The organism is Myxococcus sp. CA023 (assembly GCF_010998615.1).
In the GTDB taxonomy this organism is placed as follows: domain Bacteria; phylum Myxococcota; class Myxococcia; order Myxococcales; family Myxococcaceae; genus Myxococcus.
In genome coordinates this window covers 40,425-59,961 of the sequence record NZ_JAAEAH010000061.1, presented here as the reverse complement: position 1 = coordinate 59,961, position 19,537 = coordinate 40,425, and the positions used below count along the sequence as shown (strand labels likewise).

Annotated in this window: 14 protein-coding genes; 5 read left to right on the top strand and 9 right to left on the bottom strand. The window is 69.3% G+C overall.

Going from position 1 to position 19,537, the window contains the following annotated elements:
* A partial coding sequence (locus F8M74_RS25360) for a sigma 54-interacting transcriptional regulator (protein ID WP_141254599.1) occupies positions 1–1,352 on the top strand: 1,352 nt, incomplete at its 5' end.
* Positions 1,353–1,490: 138 nt separating this feature from the next.
* On the top strand, positions 1,491–2,135 hold the full coding sequence (locus tag F8M74_RS25355) for a DUF3332 domain-containing protein (RefSeq protein WP_141254600.1): 645 nt from the start codon (positions 1,491–1,493) through the stop codon (positions 2,133–2,135).
* Between the two features lie 103 nt (positions 2,136–2,238).
* Here the strand turns inward: F8M74_RS25355 and F8M74_RS25350 are convergent, their stop codons facing one another.
* Both F8M74_RS25350 and F8M74_RS25345 read right to left on the bottom strand, forming a co-directional pair.
* Positions 2,239–2,811 (bottom strand): hypothetical protein, encoded by a 573-nt coding sequence (locus tag F8M74_RS25350; RefSeq protein ID WP_141254601.1) that lies wholly within the window; start codon positions 2,809–2,811, stop codon positions 2,239–2,241.
* Positions 2,808–4,154: a hypothetical protein gene (locus tag F8M74_RS25345; protein ID WP_141254602.1), complete on the bottom strand. Its 1,347-nt coding sequence runs from the start codon at positions 4,152–4,154 to the stop codon at positions 2,808–2,810. The genes F8M74_RS25350 and F8M74_RS25345 overlap by 4 nt, the downstream gene beginning before the upstream one ends.
* A 134-nt stretch (positions 4,155–4,288) precedes the next feature.
* On the opposite strand from F8M74_RS25345, the gene F8M74_RS25340 reads away from it, so the two are divergent.
* Entirely contained in the window at positions 4,289–4,945 is a 657-nt protein-coding gene (locus F8M74_RS25340) for a gluconate 2-dehydrogenase subunit 3 family protein (RefSeq protein ID WP_011551458.1), read from the top strand.
* A complete protein-coding gene (locus F8M74_RS25335; RefSeq protein WP_141254603.1) occupies positions 4,942–6,594 on the top strand; it encodes a GMC family oxidoreductase in 1,653 nt (550 codons plus the stop codon). The genes F8M74_RS25340 and F8M74_RS25335 overlap by 4 nt, the downstream gene beginning before the upstream one ends.
* A 2-nt stretch (positions 6,595–6,596) precedes the next feature.
* Here F8M74_RS25335 and F8M74_RS25330 read toward each other — a convergent pair whose 3' ends face one another.
* Entirely contained in the window at positions 6,597–7,103 is a 507-nt protein-coding gene (locus F8M74_RS25330) for a hypothetical protein (RefSeq protein ID WP_228560195.1), read from the bottom strand.
* A gap of 31 nt (positions 7,104–7,134) precedes the next feature.
* Here F8M74_RS25330 and F8M74_RS25325 point away from each other — a divergent pair, with 31 nt between their 5' ends.
* On the top strand, positions 7,135–7,566 hold the full coding sequence (locus tag F8M74_RS25325; RefSeq protein ID WP_228560193.1) for a hypothetical protein: 432 nt from the start codon (positions 7,135–7,137) through the stop codon (positions 7,564–7,566).
* A gap of 62 nt (positions 7,567–7,628) precedes the next feature.
* Here the strand turns inward: F8M74_RS25325 and F8M74_RS25320 are convergent, their stop codons facing one another.
* The 6 genes from F8M74_RS25320 to F8M74_RS25295 all read right to left on the bottom strand — a co-directional run bounded on the left by F8M74_RS25320 (position 7,629) and on the right by F8M74_RS25295 (position 19,537).
* A complete protein-coding gene (locus F8M74_RS25320; protein ID WP_171410284.1) occupies positions 7,629–10,013 on the bottom strand; it encodes a hypothetical protein in 2,385 nt (794 codons plus the stop codon).
* A gap of 11 nt (positions 10,014–10,024) precedes the next feature.
* Positions 10,025–11,773 carry a vWA domain-containing protein gene (locus F8M74_RS25315; RefSeq protein ID WP_141254607.1) on the bottom strand — a complete coding sequence of 583 codons (1,749 nt, stop codon included), beginning with the start codon at positions 11,771–11,773 and terminating at the stop codon, positions 10,025–10,027.
* On the bottom strand, positions 11,770–13,749 hold the full coding sequence (locus tag F8M74_RS25310) for a vWA domain-containing protein (RefSeq protein WP_141254608.1): 1,980 nt from the start codon (positions 13,747–13,749) through the stop codon (positions 11,770–11,772). Before F8M74_RS25310 ends, F8M74_RS25315 begins: the two co-directional genes overlap by 4 nt.
* 34 nt (positions 13,750–13,783) lie before the next feature.
* Positions 13,784–15,133, bottom strand: coding sequence for a thrombospondin type 3 repeat-containing protein (locus F8M74_RS25305; protein WP_163884559.1), 1,350 nt, complete (start codon positions 15,131–15,133; stop codon positions 13,784–13,786).
* A gap of 170 nt (positions 15,134–15,303) precedes the next feature.
* On the bottom strand, positions 15,304–16,893 hold the full coding sequence (locus F8M74_RS25300; RefSeq protein ID WP_171410283.1) for a thrombospondin type 3 repeat-containing protein: 1,590 nt from the start codon (positions 16,891–16,893) through the stop codon (positions 15,304–15,306).
* Positions 16,894–17,074: 181 nt separating this feature from the next.
* A complete protein-coding gene (locus F8M74_RS25295; RefSeq protein WP_141254611.1) occupies positions 17,075–19,537 on the bottom strand; it encodes an MtsA protein in 2,463 nt (820 codons plus the stop codon).

Sequence of the window (19,537 nt, the reverse complement as noted above, 5' to 3'; positions counted from 1 at the left end):
CCCCCGCACCCATCCCCTCTCACACCGTCATTGGCGCACGGACTCAAGGGGAACGGCTCTCCGCCCAGCTCTTCCACCTCGTCCTGCTGGACACCGAGCGCGCCGGCACCGTCTTCCCCCTGGCCAATGAAGCCCTCCGCGTGGGCAAGGCCCCGGACAATGACGTCGTCATCGACCACCCCACCGTGAGCCGCAACCACCTGGTGGTGCGCCGCCAGGGGGACCGCTTCCTCGTGCAGGACCTGGGCTCCACCAACGGCACCTTCCTCGACGGTGCCCAGGTGCGTGAGGCCTTCCTCCGCCCTGGCGCCCTGCTGGAGGTCGGCGACGTGCGCCTGCGCTTCAGTCCCCAGGTCTCCCCGGTCCAGGTCGAGCCCATCCTGGAGGACCGGCTGGGCGACCTGGTGGGCCGCAGCCTGCCCATGCGGCAGATTTTCGCGCTGCTCCAGCGCATCGCGCCCACCGACTCCACCGTGCTGCTGGTGGGTGAGACGGGCTCCGGCAAGGGCGCCGCCGCCAAGGCCACCCACAAGCTCAGTCCCCGCGCGGGCGGGCCGCTCGTCGTCTTCGACTGCGCCAGCGTGTCCGACTCCCTCATCGAGAGCGAGCTGTTCGGCCATGAGAAGGGCGCCTTCACCGGCGCGGTGAGCCAGCGCATCGGCTGCCTGGAGCGCGCCAACGGCGGCACCCTCTTCCTGGACGAAATCGACGACCTCGCCCTGGACCTTCAGCCCAAGCTGCTGCGCGCCATTGAAGACCGGGAGTTCCGCCGGCTCGGCGCCTCCTCCCCCATCTCCTTCGACGCGCGCATCATCGTCGCCAGCAAGAAAGACTTGTGGGCGGAGACACAGGCGGGCCGCTTCCGCGAGGACCTCTACTTCCGCCTCTCCGTCTTCACCGTCAGCCTGCCCTCGCTCCGGGACCGCAAGGAGGACATCCCCCTGCTGGTGGATGCCTTCGCGGGCGAAGGCCTGTGGCCCCGGCTGCCGGAGAAGATTCGCGAGCAGTTCACCGGGCACACCTGGCCGGGCAACGTGCGCGAATTGCGCAACGCCCTGGAGCGCGCCCGGCACATGGTGGACATTCCCGAGCTGGCCGGGGACACCCTGCTGCGCGAGTTCACCCGCGAGGCCCCCGCCGCTGCCGGGGACTCCCTGCCAGTGGAGTTCACCGGCCCCTTCAAGGTCTGCAAGGACGAGCTCATCCGTGCCTTCGAACGCGAGTACCTCACCCGGCTGTTGGGCCGCGCTAAAGGCAACATCGCCCGCGCCGCCCGCGAGGCCGAGCTGGACCGGAAGCACCTGTACTCGCTGCTCCACAAGTACGGACTCGTTCAGAGCGAGACGGACTGAGGCACCCGCAGGCGTCTGGCGCGTCGGACTGGCAAACAGCGGACGGAGTGTGGAAGGGGCTCGTGACAGCAGTACGAGCCGTGGCATGTTCGCGGCGCACTGGGAGTCAAGCCTCCCCCCTTTAGGAGACGTCAAAGAATGAAGCGTCCGTCCCCCTGGCTCGCCATGCTGTTCGCCGGTTTCATGTCCATGCACGCCACCGGCTGCTTCGGCCAGTTCCAGCTCACGCAGAAGATCTGGAACTTCAACAAGAACATCTCCGGCAACAAGTTCGTGCAGTGGCTGATGTTCCTCGTACTCACCATCATCCCCGTCTACGGGCTGGGCGCGTTCATCGACGCCATCGTCATCAACAGCATCGAATTCTGGACGGGCAGCAACCCCGTCGCCAGCATCGACGGCGCGCCGGAGACCACCCGCATCGTCAAGCTGAGCCCCACCGACACGTTGCGCCTGTCGCGTGACGTGGAGACGGGCGTCATGCGCATGGAGCTGGCGCGCGAGGGCCAGGAGACGATGGTCCGCTACTTCGAGCCGCTCGAGGACGGCATGGTGGTCCGCGACGACGCCGGCGCCATGCTCATCCAGGCCCAGGAGGCGACGGACGGCGCGGTGGCGGTGACGGATGCCGCCGGCACCACGCTGACGGTCCACGCCCGTGACGCGCTGGCCGTGGCCCGCCGCGTGTACGAAGAGGGTGGCGCGCAGGCGCTCGCGCAGCACACCGTGGCCCAGGCCTCCGTGTCCCAAGGCCTGGCCAGCAACACCTGCGTGGCCCAGTAACGAGGCATGGAGCTCGCTGTTTGGAAATGTCGGGACATTCGCGGCACCAAAACCCCCGACATTTCCGAACAGCAGCCTGCCCGACGCGCTCCGGCCCCTCCCGCTATTCGGGAGGCGTGCCCGCGTCGGGGGGAACGCCGCCGTCGAGCAACTGGCCCGGCTCCGGACCGAAGGTCGCGTCCTGCGCCACCACGGAGAAGGTGCCCTCCAGGTTGCGGCCGGCGCCAAAGCCGTCACCCCGGCTGAAGGACATGGAGAAGTCGCCGCGCGTGGGTTCGCCCGGGTTGCCTCCAGACTCCAGCTGCAAGTCGCCCTTGTGCACCGGCCCGAAGACGCGCGCGGGCTCACCCGCGTTGAGGTGCACCACCGTGGCCCGCGCCTGTCCCGACGGCGTGGTGCCCGCGAGGTTCACCTTCGTCCCGGGACGCAACTCCAGCCCTTCCGTGGACACCGTGAGGCGGACGACCAGGTCCACGTCCAAATCATTGTTCCGGTAGTAGCTGACCTGGAACGCCTCCGCGTTGCGCAGTACCTCCACGCGGGACACCTCCAGCGGGAAGAGCTCGGACACACTGCCGCCCAGCGAGTTGTCCGCGAGGCCGCACGCGGCCAGCCCCGCCCCGGCCATCAAGGCCGACAAGCTCACGGCAGCGAGCGTGCGGGCCGCGCGCGTCATCGCTCCACCGCGAGCTTCAGCACGCCCTTGTCCTGCGCCACCACCGGCGCCCGGTACAGGACGACGCGCTTGCCATTGGAGAGGTACGCCAGCTTCGGCGACCAGCCACCGCCGGCGTCCACCAGCGTCTCCCGCCAGATGCCCTGGATGCGAGTGGAGATGACCAGCGCGTCGTCGTTCGGGTTGCAGCTCGTGTCATTGCGGCCGGACTCGGCGGCGCAGATGTAGAAGGCGATGGACGGCTCATGGTGGACCGGGTCGAAGGCCAGTGACGGATACCAGCCGCCCGTGCCGCTGTTGAACACGGGGTCCGGCATGGACCAGTCCCGCTCGGACGTGCAGGACGTCGCGGAGGCGTCAGCGCATTCCGTGTACGTCAGCGCGTTCGAACTCCTGTTCAGTACGGCGATGCCGAACCCCTCGACCGGGTCATGCGCTAGCGAGGCTCCGAGCTGCGTGTTGGGGACGGCCTGCACGCGCACGAGCGGCGTCCAGGTGAGACCGTCCGCGTTGCGCCGCTGGAAGTGCACATCCGTGCCAGTGGCCTGCGCTGCCTCTGGCGCCTTGTCGTGCACCAGGGCCGGCTGGGTCCCCGCCATCACGAGGGAGATGTGCCCACCGTACCCCAGCTTGTTGTCACCGGAAGACACCGCGACCCGGCGCTGCCAGTTCGTGGGCCCGCCGCTGGCAATCTCCAGGTCACTGGCCTGGAAGTCCTGTCGCTCGAACTGCCCGCTGTGCCCATCCCGGTAAGCGACGATCGCCTCGCTCCCGTTGAAGACGATGGCGGGGTTTAGCCCCACCAGGAAGCCCACGTCCATCGAGGGATTGACGGGCTGCGCCTCATTCGATTGCCGCACGACGATGCGCTCCGTCCACGCACCGGAGGCGCTGCGATAGGACACCGCCAGGTCGCTCTGGAACCAGAACGACGAGGGATCTTCGCGGTCGCCGCCCAGGTACGTCACCACCGGCTGACCGTCCGGCCCGAAGGCCACGGACACACCGTACACGCGCTGCACGGTGGCGATGCGCTCCGCCGCGCCGAGCTGCCCGCCGTTGAACTCGCGGTACAGCAGGTCCATGTTCTCCACGTTCTCCCGCATCGACCCGTTGCGGACGAAGTACGCCATGCCGATGCGGTCATTGGGGCCCACCGCCATGGCGATGGAGGAAATCGGGTCGAACTGTCCCTCGCTCGAATCCACCACGACCTTCGCGAAGGGGGAGTTGTCGATCGGACCGCCGTCGGGGTTACCGCCCGCGTCAGGGGGCGTCGGGTTGCTGTCCTTGCCACACCCCAGCGCGAGCACCAGGCCCAGAGCCCAGGCATGCCGTTTCATGTGCCACTCCTCGTGTGTTGTCGGCCCTGCACGTCGTGGCGGCATCCTACGCCAGCGCCACGCGGCAGGGAGCAACCGAGCATGTTTCATGAAGCCAGCGCGAAGAGCCGGCGTGCGCTAGGCTCGCGCGCCGTATGACACGTGCGCATTCCAACCGGGGGCGCCTGTCCCGGCGCTCCCTCATCCAGCGGCTGACCTTCCTGGGCGGAGGCGTGGTGTTGCTCGGCCCCGCCTGCAAGCGCTCCTCCGAATCCCAAGAGAAGACGCCCCCCGCGGACACCGGTCCCCTGGCGGCGAAGCAGGACGGCCAGGCCCCGCGCACCTTCTCCTCCTTCGAATACGCGGTGGTGGCCGCCGCCACCGAACGCATCCTCCCGCGAGACGAAGACCCGGGCGCCCTCGACGCGAACGTCCCCGTCTACATCGACCGCATCCTCCAGACACCCGAGCTGGAGCCGGTGCGCGAGGACTTCCTCTCCGGCGTGGCGGCCCTGGAGCGCCGTGCCCAGCGCATGCACCAGAAGGGCTTCGCCGCCCTGACGGCCGAGCAGCAGGACGAACTGCTCACCCTCTTCAAGGACAGCCCGCCCCGCAGCGGCGAGGCGCACTTCTTCGAGCTGCTGACGGTGATGACGCTGGAGGGCTTCCTCGGGGACCCGTCCTACGGCGGCAACCAGGGCAAGGTGGGCTGGCGGCTGATGGGCTTCGACACCGTGGGCACCGTCGCCTCCGCGCCGCCGGAAGGCTACGACGGGCCCAAGTGCCTGCGTGAATGTGGGGTCCACCGATGAGCCTGCCCGAGGTGGACGTCTGCATCATCGGCAGTGGCGCGGGCGGCGCGCCCATGGCGCTGGAACTGGGCCGCGCGGGCTTCAAGGTGGTGGTGCTGGAGAAGGGCCCGCACTACCAGCCCAAGGACTTCATCCACGACGAAATCCTGAACAGCCGCCGGAACTTCTTCATGCCGGTGCCGTGGGAGGAGCCGCACTTGGTGCGCCAGGGCGCGAAGGGCCGCTACGAGAAGACGAGCGCGGCGTGGACAGCCAACTGCGTGGGTGGTGGCACCGTCCACATGAGTGGCTTCTTCTACCGGCTCAAGCCGGTGGACTTCCGGCTGCGCTCCACGCTGGGCGCCGTGCCCGGCAGCACCGTGGCGGACTGGCCCATCTCCTACGAGGAGCTGGCGCCCTTCTACGACAAGGCCGAGGCGGAGCTGGGCGTGTCCGGCGAGTCCGTCCCCCACCCCTTCGCCGAGCCGCGCAGTGGCCCCTACCCGCTGCCGCCGCTGGACGTGCATCCGGTGGCGAAGGAAATCGACAAGGCGTGCGGCGCCATGGGCTGGCACTCGCTGCCCACCGCGCGCGGCATCCTCAGCAAGCCCTACCGGGGCCGAGCGCCGTGCTCGTACTGCGCGCTGTGCGGCAGCTACGGCTGCGAGACGGGCGCGAAGAGCGGCACCAACGCCAGCCTCATCCCCGCCGCCGTCGCCACCGGCAACGTGGACCTGCGCCCCGGCTGCATGGCGCGCACGGTGGAGGTGGACAAGCAGGGCCGCGCGCGGAGCGTCGTCTACATCGACGCGGACGGCGTGACGCGCGAGCAGCCCGCGAAGGTCATCGTCGTGTCCTGCACCGCTGTGGAGAGCGCGCGCCTGCTGCTCAACTCCACCTCCAGCCGCTTCCCGCGAGGCCTGGCCAACGGCAACGGACTGGTGGGGCGCAACCTCACCTTCAGCTCGTTCGGCGAGTCCCACGCCACCTTCCGCCTGTCGAAGCAGTCCGCCGCGCGGCCGTGGCTGAAGGACCCATCTCCCTTCGTCAACCGCAGCCTCCAGGACTTCTACCTGATGCCCGACGCCCAATTCGGCTTCCGCAAGGGCGGCACGCTGGGCTTCATGTGGGCCCACCCCAATCCCATCCACGCCGCCGTGGGGCTGGCGGGCAAGGGCGAGAAGGCGCTCTTCGGAAAGGCGTTGAAGGACAAGATGCGGGAGTACCGCGACTCACGCATCCTCCAGTTCGAGGTGTACGCCGAGTTCCTCCCCACCGCCGGCACGTACGTCAGCGTGGAGGACGGCGTGAAGGACCGCTACGGAATCCCCGTGGCGGCCATCACCGTGGACCGTCACCCCATGGACCTGGCGGCCACGCGCTTCCTGGTGGAGCGCGGCGAGGAAGTCCTCCTGCGCCTGGACCCCGATGACGTCCGGCGCGGCACCACCAGCGGGGAAACGTCCATCCTCCAGCACGGCACCTGCCGCTTCGGCGACGACGCGGCGACATCCGTGCTGGACCGCGACTGCCGCGCCCACGAGGTGCCCAACCTCTACGTGGTGGACGGAAGCTTCATGCCCACCGGCGGCAGCGTGCCGTCCACGCTCACCATCAGCGCCAACAGCTTCCGCGTGGCGGACCACCTGGTGCGCAAGCTCAAGGGCTGACGCTAGCGATTGCGCAGCGGCGTCACGTCCACCTTGATGATGTAGCGCGCCTGCATGTCGGACTCGAACTCGATGAGGTGGTCGCCCACGCCGGTGAGTTCCGCCTCCTCGGTGAAGGCGCCCTGTCGCTCCATCACGTCCAGCACCGCGCGCCCTTCCGTGGCCCGGCGGATGCGCGCCCGGCAGCCCTCTTCATGGAATAGCACCACGGTTTCACGTCCCGCCGCGGTGACGTCTTCCAGGAAGAGACTCACCTTCACGGTGGAGGCTTCCTTCAACTGGACGATGAGCTGCTGCCGGCCAGGGAAGCGACCTTCCGAATAACTTTCCGAGCCGAGAATACAGCCCGCCACGCGGTCGCACACAGGCCAGGCCGCACCGCAGGTGTCCTTCACACGCGCGCCGATGAAGTCCTCGCGCGTGCCGTCGCAGCCGCCCCAAAGCGACGCAAAAAGCAGCACCGCTGCTGCCTGGGCCTTGCGGCCAAACACTGTTACAACCGGCGTCATCTTCAGACCCTCATGCGAGGCGTGTATGTCCATGCGACTGCGTACCCGTTGGCTCCCCATCATCTTCTTCGCCCTGGCTGGCTGTGGGAACGAGACGGAGCTTCCCCAGGCGCCCACACTCTTCATCGACCGCGCGGCGCTGACGTTCAACCGCGAGTTCAACCACGGCACCTACGTCGGGCAGACGGCCTACAACTCGCTGGCCATCCAGAACCGCGGCCTGGACCCGCTGGACATCACCGCCATCACCCTGTCGGCGCCGAGCGTCTTCACCCTCCAGCTTCCCGAAGGCTTCACCCCGGGCACGCCTCTGCGGTTGGAGACGTATGACCGCGCCTACCTGACGGTGGCGTTCATGCCCACCGATGACGTGGAATACAACGGCACGATTACCATCGAATCCAACGCCGCCAACGCCGCCCAGCAGGTCATCACCCTCAACGGGCTGGGCGTCGCGCCCTGAAGTCCTCGCGGACCACCGCGTGACGGGCGGGAGCCAGCGCTCCCGCCCTGACACCACCCGCCTCATGGCTGGTAGGTGAAGTTGCAGCCCCCGGCGTAGTTCTGGATGACGCCGCCATCTCCGTCCGGCGTCGTCCCACCGTCGGTGACGACCGGGCACGACACCGTCGTCCCGCCGTCCACCGGGTAGCTCTGCGGATAGTCCCCGTGGCCGGTGCGCAGCGTGTAGTTCACCCGCTCGTAGTCCAGCCGCTCCGACGCCGTCACGTCCACGCGCAGGGTGCCGCCGCGGATGAAGCGCCGCTCCAGGCAGCCGCAGGCATAGGGCGCCAGGGTGACGACGGTGGAGTTGGGGCGGTCCTCCAACTGGTAGAGCGGCTGCAGGCTGCTGGTGCCCGCGTTGGACGGCGTGTGCCAGGCGCGCAGCGCGTCCGAGCGGTAGCCCAGCGTCAGCGGCCCCCGGTTGCCCGTGCGCACCGGCGTGCAGGTGCCGACACCGGCGTCCGTCGCATCGCCGTCACAGAAGGTGAGGTCCAGCGCCAGGCCGTGCGGCGTGCCACCGTCGGCCAGCTTCGCCACCTCCCACTGGAGCAGCCACGTCCGGTCCTCCGGCGGAGGCACCGAGGGCAGGTCGAACACGTACGAGTCCATGTCGGAAGGCACGGCGTCGTAGTCCAGCGGACCACGCACTCCGAGCCCGTTGACGCGGTCCATTCCGCTGCGCAGCCGGCCGTGGCCGTGCGACAACTGGCCCGTGACGGAGAACTCCGCCGTGTCGGGCGGCGACGGGAAGGCCGTGGTGGACGCGAGCGTACGCGCCACCGGCGCCTCCGCGCCATTGACGTAGCGAGACAGCTCGTCCGCGTCCTCCGCGTCCCAGCTCACCTCCAGGCGGTAGTCCTTGTCGTCGACCCACGAGCCGTTGTCCTGCACCAGGAAGTAGTACATCAGCGCGGCGTCATGCGCCGGAACCGGGATGACACCCCGGAAGTTGCTCAGGGCGGTGAAGCGCGAGTTGCCCACGGCCTCCTCGCGAGACGAGTGAAGACACATGGGCGCGGGCAAATCCGTGCGCCGGCAGAAGCGATCCACCAGGCCCCGGGCGTCGGGGTTCTCCGAGAAGTCGCGCGGGCAGACGGCGGCGTCGGTGGCGCAGCGCTCCCGCGACTCGTTCAAGGGGCCCCCGGTGGCGACCAGGGTGAACACGTGCACCACGCGCGAGGCCGTCACCGGCATCGCGGGGAAGCGGCCACCCGTATCCAGCGGCACCAGCCGGTAGCGCAGCAGCGTGGGGGTGCTGGAGGCCGGCAGCCGCACCGAGTACCAATCCCGGTCAGAGATGTAGCCCAGGCGGCCGGTGAAGGAGACAGACGAGCCGGCGCCGCCGGGCGTGGTGCTGACGAGGTTGCGCGCGGTGGCCGTCTGCGCCCCGTCATTGTCTGGCTTGCCCGGCGCTATCTGGTCCTGCGGGTCCTCTTCCTCCAGGACGCGCACCTCCACCTCGTAGGGCTGCGTGAGGTCGCCCTGCGCGGTGTCCCGGTCGTTGATGCCGCGATAGCCCTTCACCACCAGCGTCCACCGCCCCGCGTGCTCCACCTTGACTTTGCGCGCGGTGGCCAGTTCGCCGCCGCGCACCTGGGGCAGCACCACGCCTTCGTCCTCCTTCTCCGTGAAGCCCGGGCGCCACAGCTCGTAGGACAGGCGCCAGTTGGGCACGGCGTCCAGGTTGGGCGCGGTGACGTGCACGTAGGCAATCTTCTCCGCCGCCAGGTCGAAGGCATAGTGGTCCACGTCGTTGTCCGTGGCCAGGTAGCCGGTGGAGGCGCCCATCAGCATCTCCCCCGACTGCGTTAGGACCAGCGGCGTGGCCGTCTCCGACGTGTCGTTGGGCTCCTGCGCGTCCGGGTTCTGGTCGATGCGCACCGTCAACCGGTACTTGTTGCGCGCGTCGAAGTTGGGCCGCGAAGGCACGTCCGGCGCGTCCTGCACCAGCACCAGCAGCGTCTGGTTCTCCAGCCCGTCGCGCAGCGGCAACACGATGTCCACCGGACGGGGCGCGCCCTGGGCATGCTTGTCCTCTTTCCTCGCCAGCGAGCCCTCCTTCCCGTCCGGCAGCGGCCCCAGGATGGTGACGGACAGATTCACCGCGGTGCTGGACGCCAGGTACGTCCCGTTGACGTTCAGCAGCGTGCGGGCGTTCGTGCCGGGCGGCAGGACGACGCGGTACCAGTCCTGGTCACCGGCGCGCGGCTCGCTGTCCAGCGCCAGGAAGCGCTCCAGCGGCTCGCCCGGCTTGAGCTCGCACTCGGGCCGCGTCAGCGCCTCCTCGCGCGAATTGCACAGGTCCTCCACCACGGGAGTCCCCGCGTCTGGTGTCTCGCCTCCTCCAGACGAACAGGCGGCGAGGACGAGCAACGCGAGCGGCAACAGACGGACAGAGGTGGGCATGGCGTCGGTTCTCAAGGCATTGGGGGCACGTCGTCGGGGCGGCCGGAGCAACCGTCGACGAGCTGCTCGGGTTCCACGCGGATGACGCCGTCGGCGGGCGACTTGATGCCGCCCACCGGGTAGCGCACGTCATTCACGCGGAAGGTACGGACAAGCGTCCGGGCGGTGGGGTCGTCTCCGGGCACCATGGCCACGGACAGCGCGATGTCGTTGAAGCCCGCCCCGCGTTGCACCACGCCCGCGTCGTCCGCGGACGCCATCGTCGGAGCCAGCAGGACGTTCTCCACGCGGAAGCGGTAGCACTGGCGGCCCCGGTTGTCCGGCGGGCCGTCCGCCTCGAAGGCGTAGCGGTAGCCATTCACCGACAGGTCCGCGGTGTCCACCACCAGCGGCCGGGTGTGCATCCGCAGCTCCATGCGGTTCGTCAGGCCATCGTTGTCCGGGTCCTCGTCCAAGTCGTTGCTGGCGCCCTGCGTGCCGCCCAACCACTCCATGCCGTCCGGCACGCCGTCCCGGTCACTGTCCGCCAGCGTCGCGTTGGTGCCCACGAACTGCTCGTCGCAGTCCAGCAGGCCGTCGCAGTCCGAGTCCACGCCGCGCAGCGCCGGCGGACACCCGCGGTCCAGCCCGCCGCCGTCCGGCAGGGCCTCCTGCGTGGGGTTGAAGTCCACGCCGCGGTCGCGGAAGTACACCTCCACGCCGTCGCTGAAGCCATCCCCGTCCGTGTCCACCTTGTGCGGGTCCGTGCCCAGCTCCAGCTCGCGCGCGTCCGTCAGGCCGTCACCGTCCGAGTCCGCCTCGCCCACCGGGCTGCCCGGCGGCGCGGAGAAGTTGAAGGCCACCATCTCCTTCACGATGAAGGCGCGGCGCACCTGGCCGAAGGTGAAGTCCAGGAAGTTGATGGGCTCGTTGTTGCGGAAGTCGCGGAAGTTGCCGCCACCCAGCGTCGCCATCTGCTCCAACCGGTCCGCGTTCTGGTTGATGATGAGCAGCGGGCAGCCCCCGTCACCCGACAGGTCACACACCGAGGACACCGGCTGCGTGGGGTTGAAGACGTGCACGGTGTTGACGCGCACGTCCTCCACCAAATCGCGCAGCTGGCGGATGCGCACCACCGCGTCACCCCGGAGCAGCTCGTCGTCCTGGTCGTTGGTGGGCTTGCCGTCCGACAGGAAGATGACGGAGTAGCGCGCCTGCGCCAGCGCCTGCGCACCGCCCGGGTCCAGCCTGCTGCGCGCAATGTCCGTGTTGATGAGCGAGTAGATGTCCGACAACGGCTTGACGAAGTCCGTCGAGTCCCGGTTCGGCGAGGTGTCGGGGTTGCGGAAGGTGAGCAGCTGCTCGGACAGGCGCCGCAGCGTGGCGTCATCCATGGAGGACACCTGGACGAAGCCGTCCTGAGGCGGGTTGCCCGGCTGCTGCGTGAGGAAGGCCGTGGTGCTGCCCGCGAAGAGCATCACCGCCAGGTGCACCTCGGGGTCCCTGGGCAGGTTCTGGATGAGCTCCACCAGCGCGGTGGCGCGCGCGCCGTCCGGGTCGCTCACCCGCATGGACTGCGAGGCGTCCATGGCGACCACCAGCTTGATGGGCCGCACCACCTCATTGCTGCCCACGGAGCAGAAGCGGCCTTCCAATGTCACCGCCCGGTCCACCGGCACTTCCGTGTCACGGCGAGGGTCGTACAGATAGGAATCCGTACACGCCATCACCATCGCCACGGCCACCAGGACGCCCGCCAATACTCGGACAACGCGGCTCACGGATTGGCGCTCCCCGAGGGCGGGATTCCGACGCAGTCGTTCTGGTTGTTCCACGGGTTGCTCAAGGTGTCGGGCCGGCGGAAGTCAGCATCCTCGAAGGCCAGCTCGGGCCCCACCGGGACCCGCACGCTGGGCGGCGCATACTGCGCCCAGGCGCAGGCGGTGCGCCACACGCCGTAGTCCGTGCTCACGCCACTCTCCGGTGCCTCGGCGAACCACACCTTGAAGAGGTTGTAGCCCTGCTTCACGCCCGCGCGGTCCGGCGGCGTGACGAGCTGCAGGTTGGACACGGTGAAGTCGTAGCAGAGGCTGCCGTCGGGACGGACCTCCGCGATGCGCGTCTCGTACTGGTAGCCGAAGCGCTCGTGGAAGGCCTTGTCGCGGCGCGTGGGATTACTTCCCGCCCGCAGCTCCTGGGCGTCCGGGATGCCGTCGCCGTCCGTGTCCAGGCCCGACACGCTGTTCTCCAGCGGGTTGAGCCCCCAGCGCGCCTCCAGGCCGTCCGGCACGCCGTCTCCGTCGCTGTCCACGATGCCGGTGCGCGTGCGCAGGTAGTCCTCGGCGAACTGGGACAGGCCGTCACCGTCCGTGTCGCGGCAGACGCAGTTGGGCGTCAGCGGCGAGGCCGGGTTGCACCCGCGCGCGTCCAAATCATTGGCGGCGCGGAAGCCCTGGTCCTCGCGGCGGTACTCGAAGCCGTCATCCAGGCAGTCGCCATCGCTGTCCGCCACAAAGGTGTTGGTCTTCAGCGTGAAGCTGTTGTCGATGGAGTCCGGCACCCCGTCCCCATCACTGTCCAGCACGCGGCTGGTGTCACCCGGCGCGGAGCTGAGCGACTCCACCATCAACGTCTTCATCACGTTGCGCGAGGCGAACGACGAGTAGTCCAGTGCGCCCAGGCCCAGGTTGGAGATTTCGCCCGTGTCGTTGAACTCCTGGTACACGCCGTTGCCGATGTCCGCGAAGCGCCGCAGCAGCCAGGCGGCGATCTTCTTCGCGGCCTCCGGGTAGCGCGCCGGCTCCACGCCCGGGTACACGCCGTAGATGTCCTGGCAGATGGGGCCACACGCCCGCACCGCTTCCTGGTTGAAGAGCAGCACCGTGTGCATGCGCAAATCGCCCACGTTGTACTGGTCCTTCAACTCCATCAGCCGCCGCACGTAACTGAACAGCTGGTAGTTCTGGTTGCGGTCCGTCCCCACCTCGAACCCGTCAATCTGGTCCGTGGTGTTGGTGAGGTTGCAGAAGTCGCGCAGCGAGTCCGCCCACGTCAGGTCCGGGTTGTCCGGGTCGGCGTAGACGCTGAGGTTGTCGGTGGCCGAGCAGCGCGGATACGGCGTGCCGTCCGTGAGGAAGACGACGACGTAGCGCGTGCGCGGCAGCAACTCCGGGTTGGACTGCGCCACCGCGTTGATGTCGCTGGAGATGAGGCTGTAGGCATAGGACAGGGCGCCCTGGTAGTCGGTGCCCTTGCCCAGCTGGCTCTGCAGGCCCTCGATGTAGCTGTCGATGTTGTTGTCCGGCCGGGCGAAGCGGTCCCCCGTCGTGGTGGGCGGCCAGACGTTGCGCACGTTCGTTTCAAAGGGAGCAACGGAGACCTGCACGTTGCCGCCCTGCGCATTCACTTCCCGGAACTGCTGCACCAGCCGCTTGAGGGCGCGCACGCGCGCGGGCTCGGTGACGCCCTCCGGGATGATGTCCAGAATCTCCCGGCGCTGGCAGAAGCCGTTGTCGAGCTGCGAGCCCGGCGGGTCGGAGACACACATGCTGCCCGACTCGTCGATGACCACCACCACCTTCACCGGGAAGCCGGAGGGGCTGGGCGGGCGCGTGCACACCCGCCCCTGGAGCGTCAGCCGGTCATCGAGGTTGGAGAGCGCATCCACCCTCGATTCGAGCATGGCGTCTGAACAGGACCACAGGCCCGAAGCCAGGAGGCCCGCCGCGAGCAGCGAGGTACGAACGAAGCGGCGCATGCGGAAGGGACCTCCTGGTGGGGGGACGGCGAGGTTACTGCTGGGGACGGCGGCGGCGCATCAGCACGCTGAGCAGCGCGGCGCCCAGGGCGGCGGCGCTGAAGCCGGCGGGCACCGAGCTGCAGTTGTTGCCCTCCTTCGAGTCATCCCCCACGAGCACCGTGAGGGTGGAGGTGGACACGCGCTGGTCCGGGAAGACGCGGTCGGAGAAGGCCAGGCGCGCGGTCAGCTGGAGCTGGTACTCGCCCTTCTTGTCCGGGACGAAGGTGGGCACGCTGCCGTCGACGTACATGTACTGCCAGTCGCGGCTGAGCGTCACGGCGCCCTGCGGACGCTCCACCACCGAGGTGGAACCCGAGGGACGCTTCACCACCACCCACTCGTACTCCATGGCCGCGCCGTTGCGGTTGGCGAACAGCGGCGGACGGATGGTGATGCCGGCCTTGTCCGTGCGGAACAGGCCACCGGCGCTGACGGTGAACGGCGACTTCGGGTCCAGGCAGTCGTCGGGGCGCTCGGGGTTCGTCACCAGGCAGTAGCGCGTGTCGCACGCGTCGCCAATGCCGTCGCGGTCGTCGTCGCGCTGGTCGCGGTTTTCGACGGCGGGGCAGTTGTCCTGCGTGTTGAGCACGCTGTCGCCGTCGATGTCGGCGTCGCACGCGTCGCCCACGCCGTCACCATCCGTGTCGCGCTGGTCGGGGTTGGGCACACCGGGGCAGTTGTCGCTGCTGTCGGAGATGTTGTCGTTGTCCGCATCCACGCGGCACAAGTGAGCCTCTTCGTCTTTGATGACCTGGTCGGGGTTGAAGACGCGGGGGCAGTTGTCGTCGCCGTCCAGCTCGCCGTCACCGTCGTCGTCCAGGTCGCAGACGTCGCCCAGGCCATCACCGTCCAGGTCCGCCTGGGGCTGGTTGGGCACCAGCGGGGGGTTGGGCACCAGCGGGCAGTTGTCCTGCGCGTTGGCGACGCCGTCGTTGTCCTGGTCCGGGTCGCAGTCGTCGCCGATGCCGTCGCCGTCCGCGTCGCGCTGCTGGAAGTTGGAGAGCGTGGGGCAGTTGTCGCAGGCGTTGCCCACGCCGTCACCGTCGTCGTCCGCCTGGTCGCGGTTGGAGACGAAGGGACAGTTGTCGCGGTCATCCGCGCGGCCGTCGCCGTCCGCGTCGTCCGTGTACGACAGCGTGTCGCCGTCGTCCGTGTAGTTGACCCACACGCTGCCGCCCGCGCCGCAGCCACAGCCACCGCCGACTTCCAGCGGCATGCCGCACCGGTCGCCCAGACACTCCGGGTTGTCGGGGTTGTTGTTGGACTGTGCCAGCGCCCCCGTGGGGCCGAGGACGAGGAAAGCCCCCAGCGTGAGGGCTGAAGCGAAACGAGCGCGTGTCATGGTGACTCCTTTCAACACCGGACGCCTAGCAAAGAACGATCCGTACCAGACACTTGGGAGAAGCCCTGGAATGTCAGTGAGTTGGGCACGAGCAGGGACGCGTCGAACAAAAAGTGTGGGGGGCACTCCCCAGTGAGGGCGAGGGGTAGACCCCACATCCCAGGAGGGCTTCAGGTCCCCGGGATGAAGGTGTCGGGCTCCAGGGGGATGATGCCCGCCGGCAGGCGGCCCCCCTCTTCGCTGTATTGGATTTCCTGGATGAGGAGCGAGCCGATGCCCGCGCCCCGTGGATCATTGTCCCGGCCAGCCTGGAGGTAGAGGTACACCTCGTTGGTGCCCGCCTTGATGACTTCGCCCGGGATGAAGGGGTGTGGCCGCTCGCGGGTGGGGACGACGGTGACGTTCTCCACGCGGACCTGGTAGCAGCTGCGGCCGTCCGCGGTGGGCGTGGTCTCCACCATCTCGTAGCCGTAGCCGCGCTCGCGGTGGAAGTCGAGGTCGGCGCTGAGCGGGTCTCCGTGCGCCTCCACCTCCGACACGTTGGTGATGCCGTCGCGGTCCGTGTCGAGCAGGTCCTCGGGGATGAGCGGGTTCGTCATCACCAGCGCCTCCACCAGGTCCGGAAGTGCGTCCCCATCCGTGTCACCGATGCAGGCGTTGGTGCCCAGCACGCGCTCCTCGCAGGTGTTGAGCCGGTCGCCGTCCTCGTCCAGGGACACGTTGCAGCCGTTGATGACGTCCGGCTGGAGCGGGTCCAGGCCCATGCGGACCTCGACGCCGTCCATCAACCCGTCCTGGTCCGTGTCCTGGCGCAGGGGGTCGGTGCCCATCAACTCCTCATCCTCGTCGGGAAGGCCGTCCCCGTCGCTGTCGGCGAGCACCTGCCCGGCGCGCACCACCACGTTGCGGTTGTAGGCGAAGAAGCGCTTGAGCTTGAGGGTGTTGGTCCGCGCGGCGTACTGGATGTTGGTGAGGGTACCCGACAGGCCCGCCGCGTCCGTCTCCAGCGGCTCGGTGCCGCCGGCGTTGGCGATGGCGGCCACGTGCTGGCGGGTGATGGGGTCTGGCGTCTCGCCGCGCACGTAGATGGGCTGCACCACCACTTCGCCCGCGCTGAACTGCGAGGCCAGCGCCTTGATTTCGCCGGTGACGGCGGTGAGCTCACACTGACTGCACGCCGACGTGTTGCCCAGCGCGCTGCAACGCGAGTCGAGCCCCACGTTGAAGGCCGGGTTGGCGCAGCTGGTGTCCTGGCTGCGCACCACGACGACGATGACGTAGCGCGTGCGGGCGACCTCGCCGCGGCAGGACGTCTGCATGTCGCCCGACAGCAGCGTCTTGGCCAGCCGTAGGGCGGCGCGGACGCTCACGGGGCCGGACTCCTGGTAGGTGGCGTAGCGCGGCAGCGCGGCCTGGAAGTCGGACGCATCCGAGAAGCTGCCCAGCAGGCCCGTCGCCACCGTGTGGTACGCGACGAGGCCGAACTGGACGAAGGGACCGGAGAAGCGGCTGGAGAGCGTGGACAGCGCATCGGTGGCGTAACCCACCACCTCGCGCTCGACGCCTTCGCCGCCCTGGAGCGCGAAAATCACCTTCGTGGGAAAGGCCTCGCCGCCCGCGAGCGGCACACAGACGGTGCCGGCGAAGCTGGCGCGGTCCTTCCCGCCAGGGCCACGGCCATTGAGCGCGTAGAGGCCCGCGTCGGAACACGACAGCAACAGCACGGGAATGAGCCAGACGGACCGCGAGAGGGCGCGCATCAGTCCGATTCTACACCTTAGGCCCCGGTGACAACGCAAGCGATGGTGACACGAAGCCTGTAAGCACCGCGCAAGTGGCACAGCACGGACCGACAATTCGGCCCCCCGTGGAACGGGCGCGGAGCCCCCGGAAGCGCAGTGACTCCCAGTGTCCTCCGGGTATTGGCAGCCAGGTGACGGCCTACAGCGTGAGCAGGAACGCCAGCAGGTCATCGCGCTCCTCCGACGTCAGCGCGCTGGCGTGGCCGTGCTGGGGCCCGGACGTCTCTAGCAGCGCGCGCAGCGCGAAGCGCGTCTCCACCACGAGCCGGTTGTCCTTCACCCCATAGCCCGCGGTGGCGCTCGTCAGCAGGGGCCACACATCCCACGCCCCCACCAGGGAAGGCGTCGCCGCGCCGGGCACCAGGTCCTGTTGCTCCAGCCTCAGCGGCAGCGCCACCGGCGTGCCCACCTCGAGGTACCGGCCCCGCGTGGCCAGGTCCTGGTCCAACGTATAGAGGGGCGCCGGGTGACACGTCGCACAAGCGCCCTTGCCCTCGAACAGCGCGCGCCCTCGCGCCGGACGCCCCTCCCTCCCGTCTGGCAACGCCACCGTCTCCAACGGTGCGCCGTCCTCGCCGCGATGGGGGTTGGGCGGCGTGACGATGAGCGCGTTGAAGAGGGCCAGCGCCTCCACCTCCGACGGCGACGGGTCCGGGTTGCGGAAGCGGTTGCGCGCGCCCACGAAGCGCACCGTGTCCACGAGGCTGATGTGGCTGGCGGGCGTGAAGTAAGGCGGCGTGTCGCGGCTGCCTCGCAGCGTCGTGGAGCGGTAGATGCGGTTGGGCTGCGTCTTCTCGTAGAAGATGCCCCCCGTGTGGCCCTCGATGTGGCAGCCGTCACAGGTGATGCCCGTGCGTCCCAGGTCCGCGTAGTAGAGGACCTGCCCCAGCCGGCGTTTGGCCTGCGCGCGAGACGTCTCCACTGGAAGCTGACGCACCACCCGCGCCTTGCCCGCCTTCGCCTCGCGCACGTCCACCACCGCCACCGTCCGGGTGAACCGGTTGAGCACATACAGCGTGCGCGCGTCGGGTGACAGCGCCAGCGCGCTGGGGCCCGAATGGAGCTCCTCGCCCGCCCTGCCCCGGACCCCGAAGTCCTCTGGCGGCCGGATGCGCGGCGTACCGTCGGGCGGCGCCACCGCCACCTCCTGGAGCACCGCGCGCCGGGCGGGCACGTCCCCCGACACCAGCGCTCGCGCATCCAACACCCGCACGAGCCCCAGCCCCACGTCCGCCGCGTAGAGGAGTCCCGCGCCGTCGTCCAGCACCAGCCCTTCCGTGCCGCCCGCGCCGAAGCCCCGGTGCCGCACGTAGCGGCCCCGCGAGGGCTCCACCACCGACACACCGCTGTTCGCGCTCACCTCCATGCGCTGGGGATTGGGCCCCACGTTCGGCCCCAGGCTCGACATGAAGACGTGCCCCAGCCGCTCGCTCGCCACCAGGAAGCGCGGCGCCTTGCCGCCCATCACCTGCTCGCGGAAGCGCTCGGTGTTGCCTCCGACGATGGACACACCCGGCCCCGGCGCCACCGTGGAGACGAGCGTCCCATCCTCCTGCCGCAGCAGCTCCAGTTGCCCTGTCTGGAGACTGCCCACCGCCAGCAGGTCCTTCCATCGCGCCAGCGCCCGGGGGTTGGGGTCCACCGGCGCCGACCAGCGCACGCGCCCGTCCGCCAGCGACAGCGCCTGCACCTGGTCCCGCACACGCTCGGCCACGAAGGCCACGCCGGCTCGGCCATCCACGGTCAGCCCTTCCGCCCCCAGTGGCGCGGGCAGCACCCGAGGCGCGGCGTCCAGCGAGTCCAGCGCATACAGCCACAGCTCCGGCTGATACCGGTGCGCCACGCCCAGCCAGGGCCGGCCGTCCGAATCCGTCCAGGCCGCCAGTGCGGAGGGACCGTCTCCCGTGGCCAGCCGCGACACGCGCCCGGTGTCGACCTCCAGCGCGAACACCGTGTCGGTGGGGGGCGACGTGATGAAGAGCGTGCGCCCATCCGGCGCGGGCACCATCGCCATCAGGTCGGTGAAGGCCGCGTCGTTCACCACCGTGAGCCGCGCCGAGCCCTCCGACTCGGCGCCATCCGCCCCGACGAGCCGCGCCTCCACCACCGCTTGCGGCGCATCCTCTGGCAGACGGAGCCCCGCGGGCAGCCGTGCATAGGCGTGCGTGGCATCCACCACCGTCAACGGCAGGCGCAGCGACAGCGGAGGGCCCAGCGACAGCGCCAGCCCAGGCACCAGCCGTTCCCCCTGGATGGAGAGCGGCTGGGATGTCTCATTGCTCGTGAGCCGAGGCCCCACGGACGACAACACAGGGCGCGCCGCGGCGGATACCGGAGTGGGTGCGGCTGTTTCACGGAGCCGATGCATCACCACGCCCGTGGCGACCATCGACACGCTCAGCACCGCCAGCACCGCACGCCTGCGATTCCTGCTCATCCGCGCCCGTAGCATCCGCGCGGGAGCATCCCCCATCCCCCGCGGCGCGGGGATGAATTCATGTCTCGGTGACCCATCAGCCCGGCCAGCTCGAAACGCAGCACCGCACGCCATCTTTCCAGCGTCCCGGCAACATCCCGCCTCACCGTGGTGGACGCGCCCCAC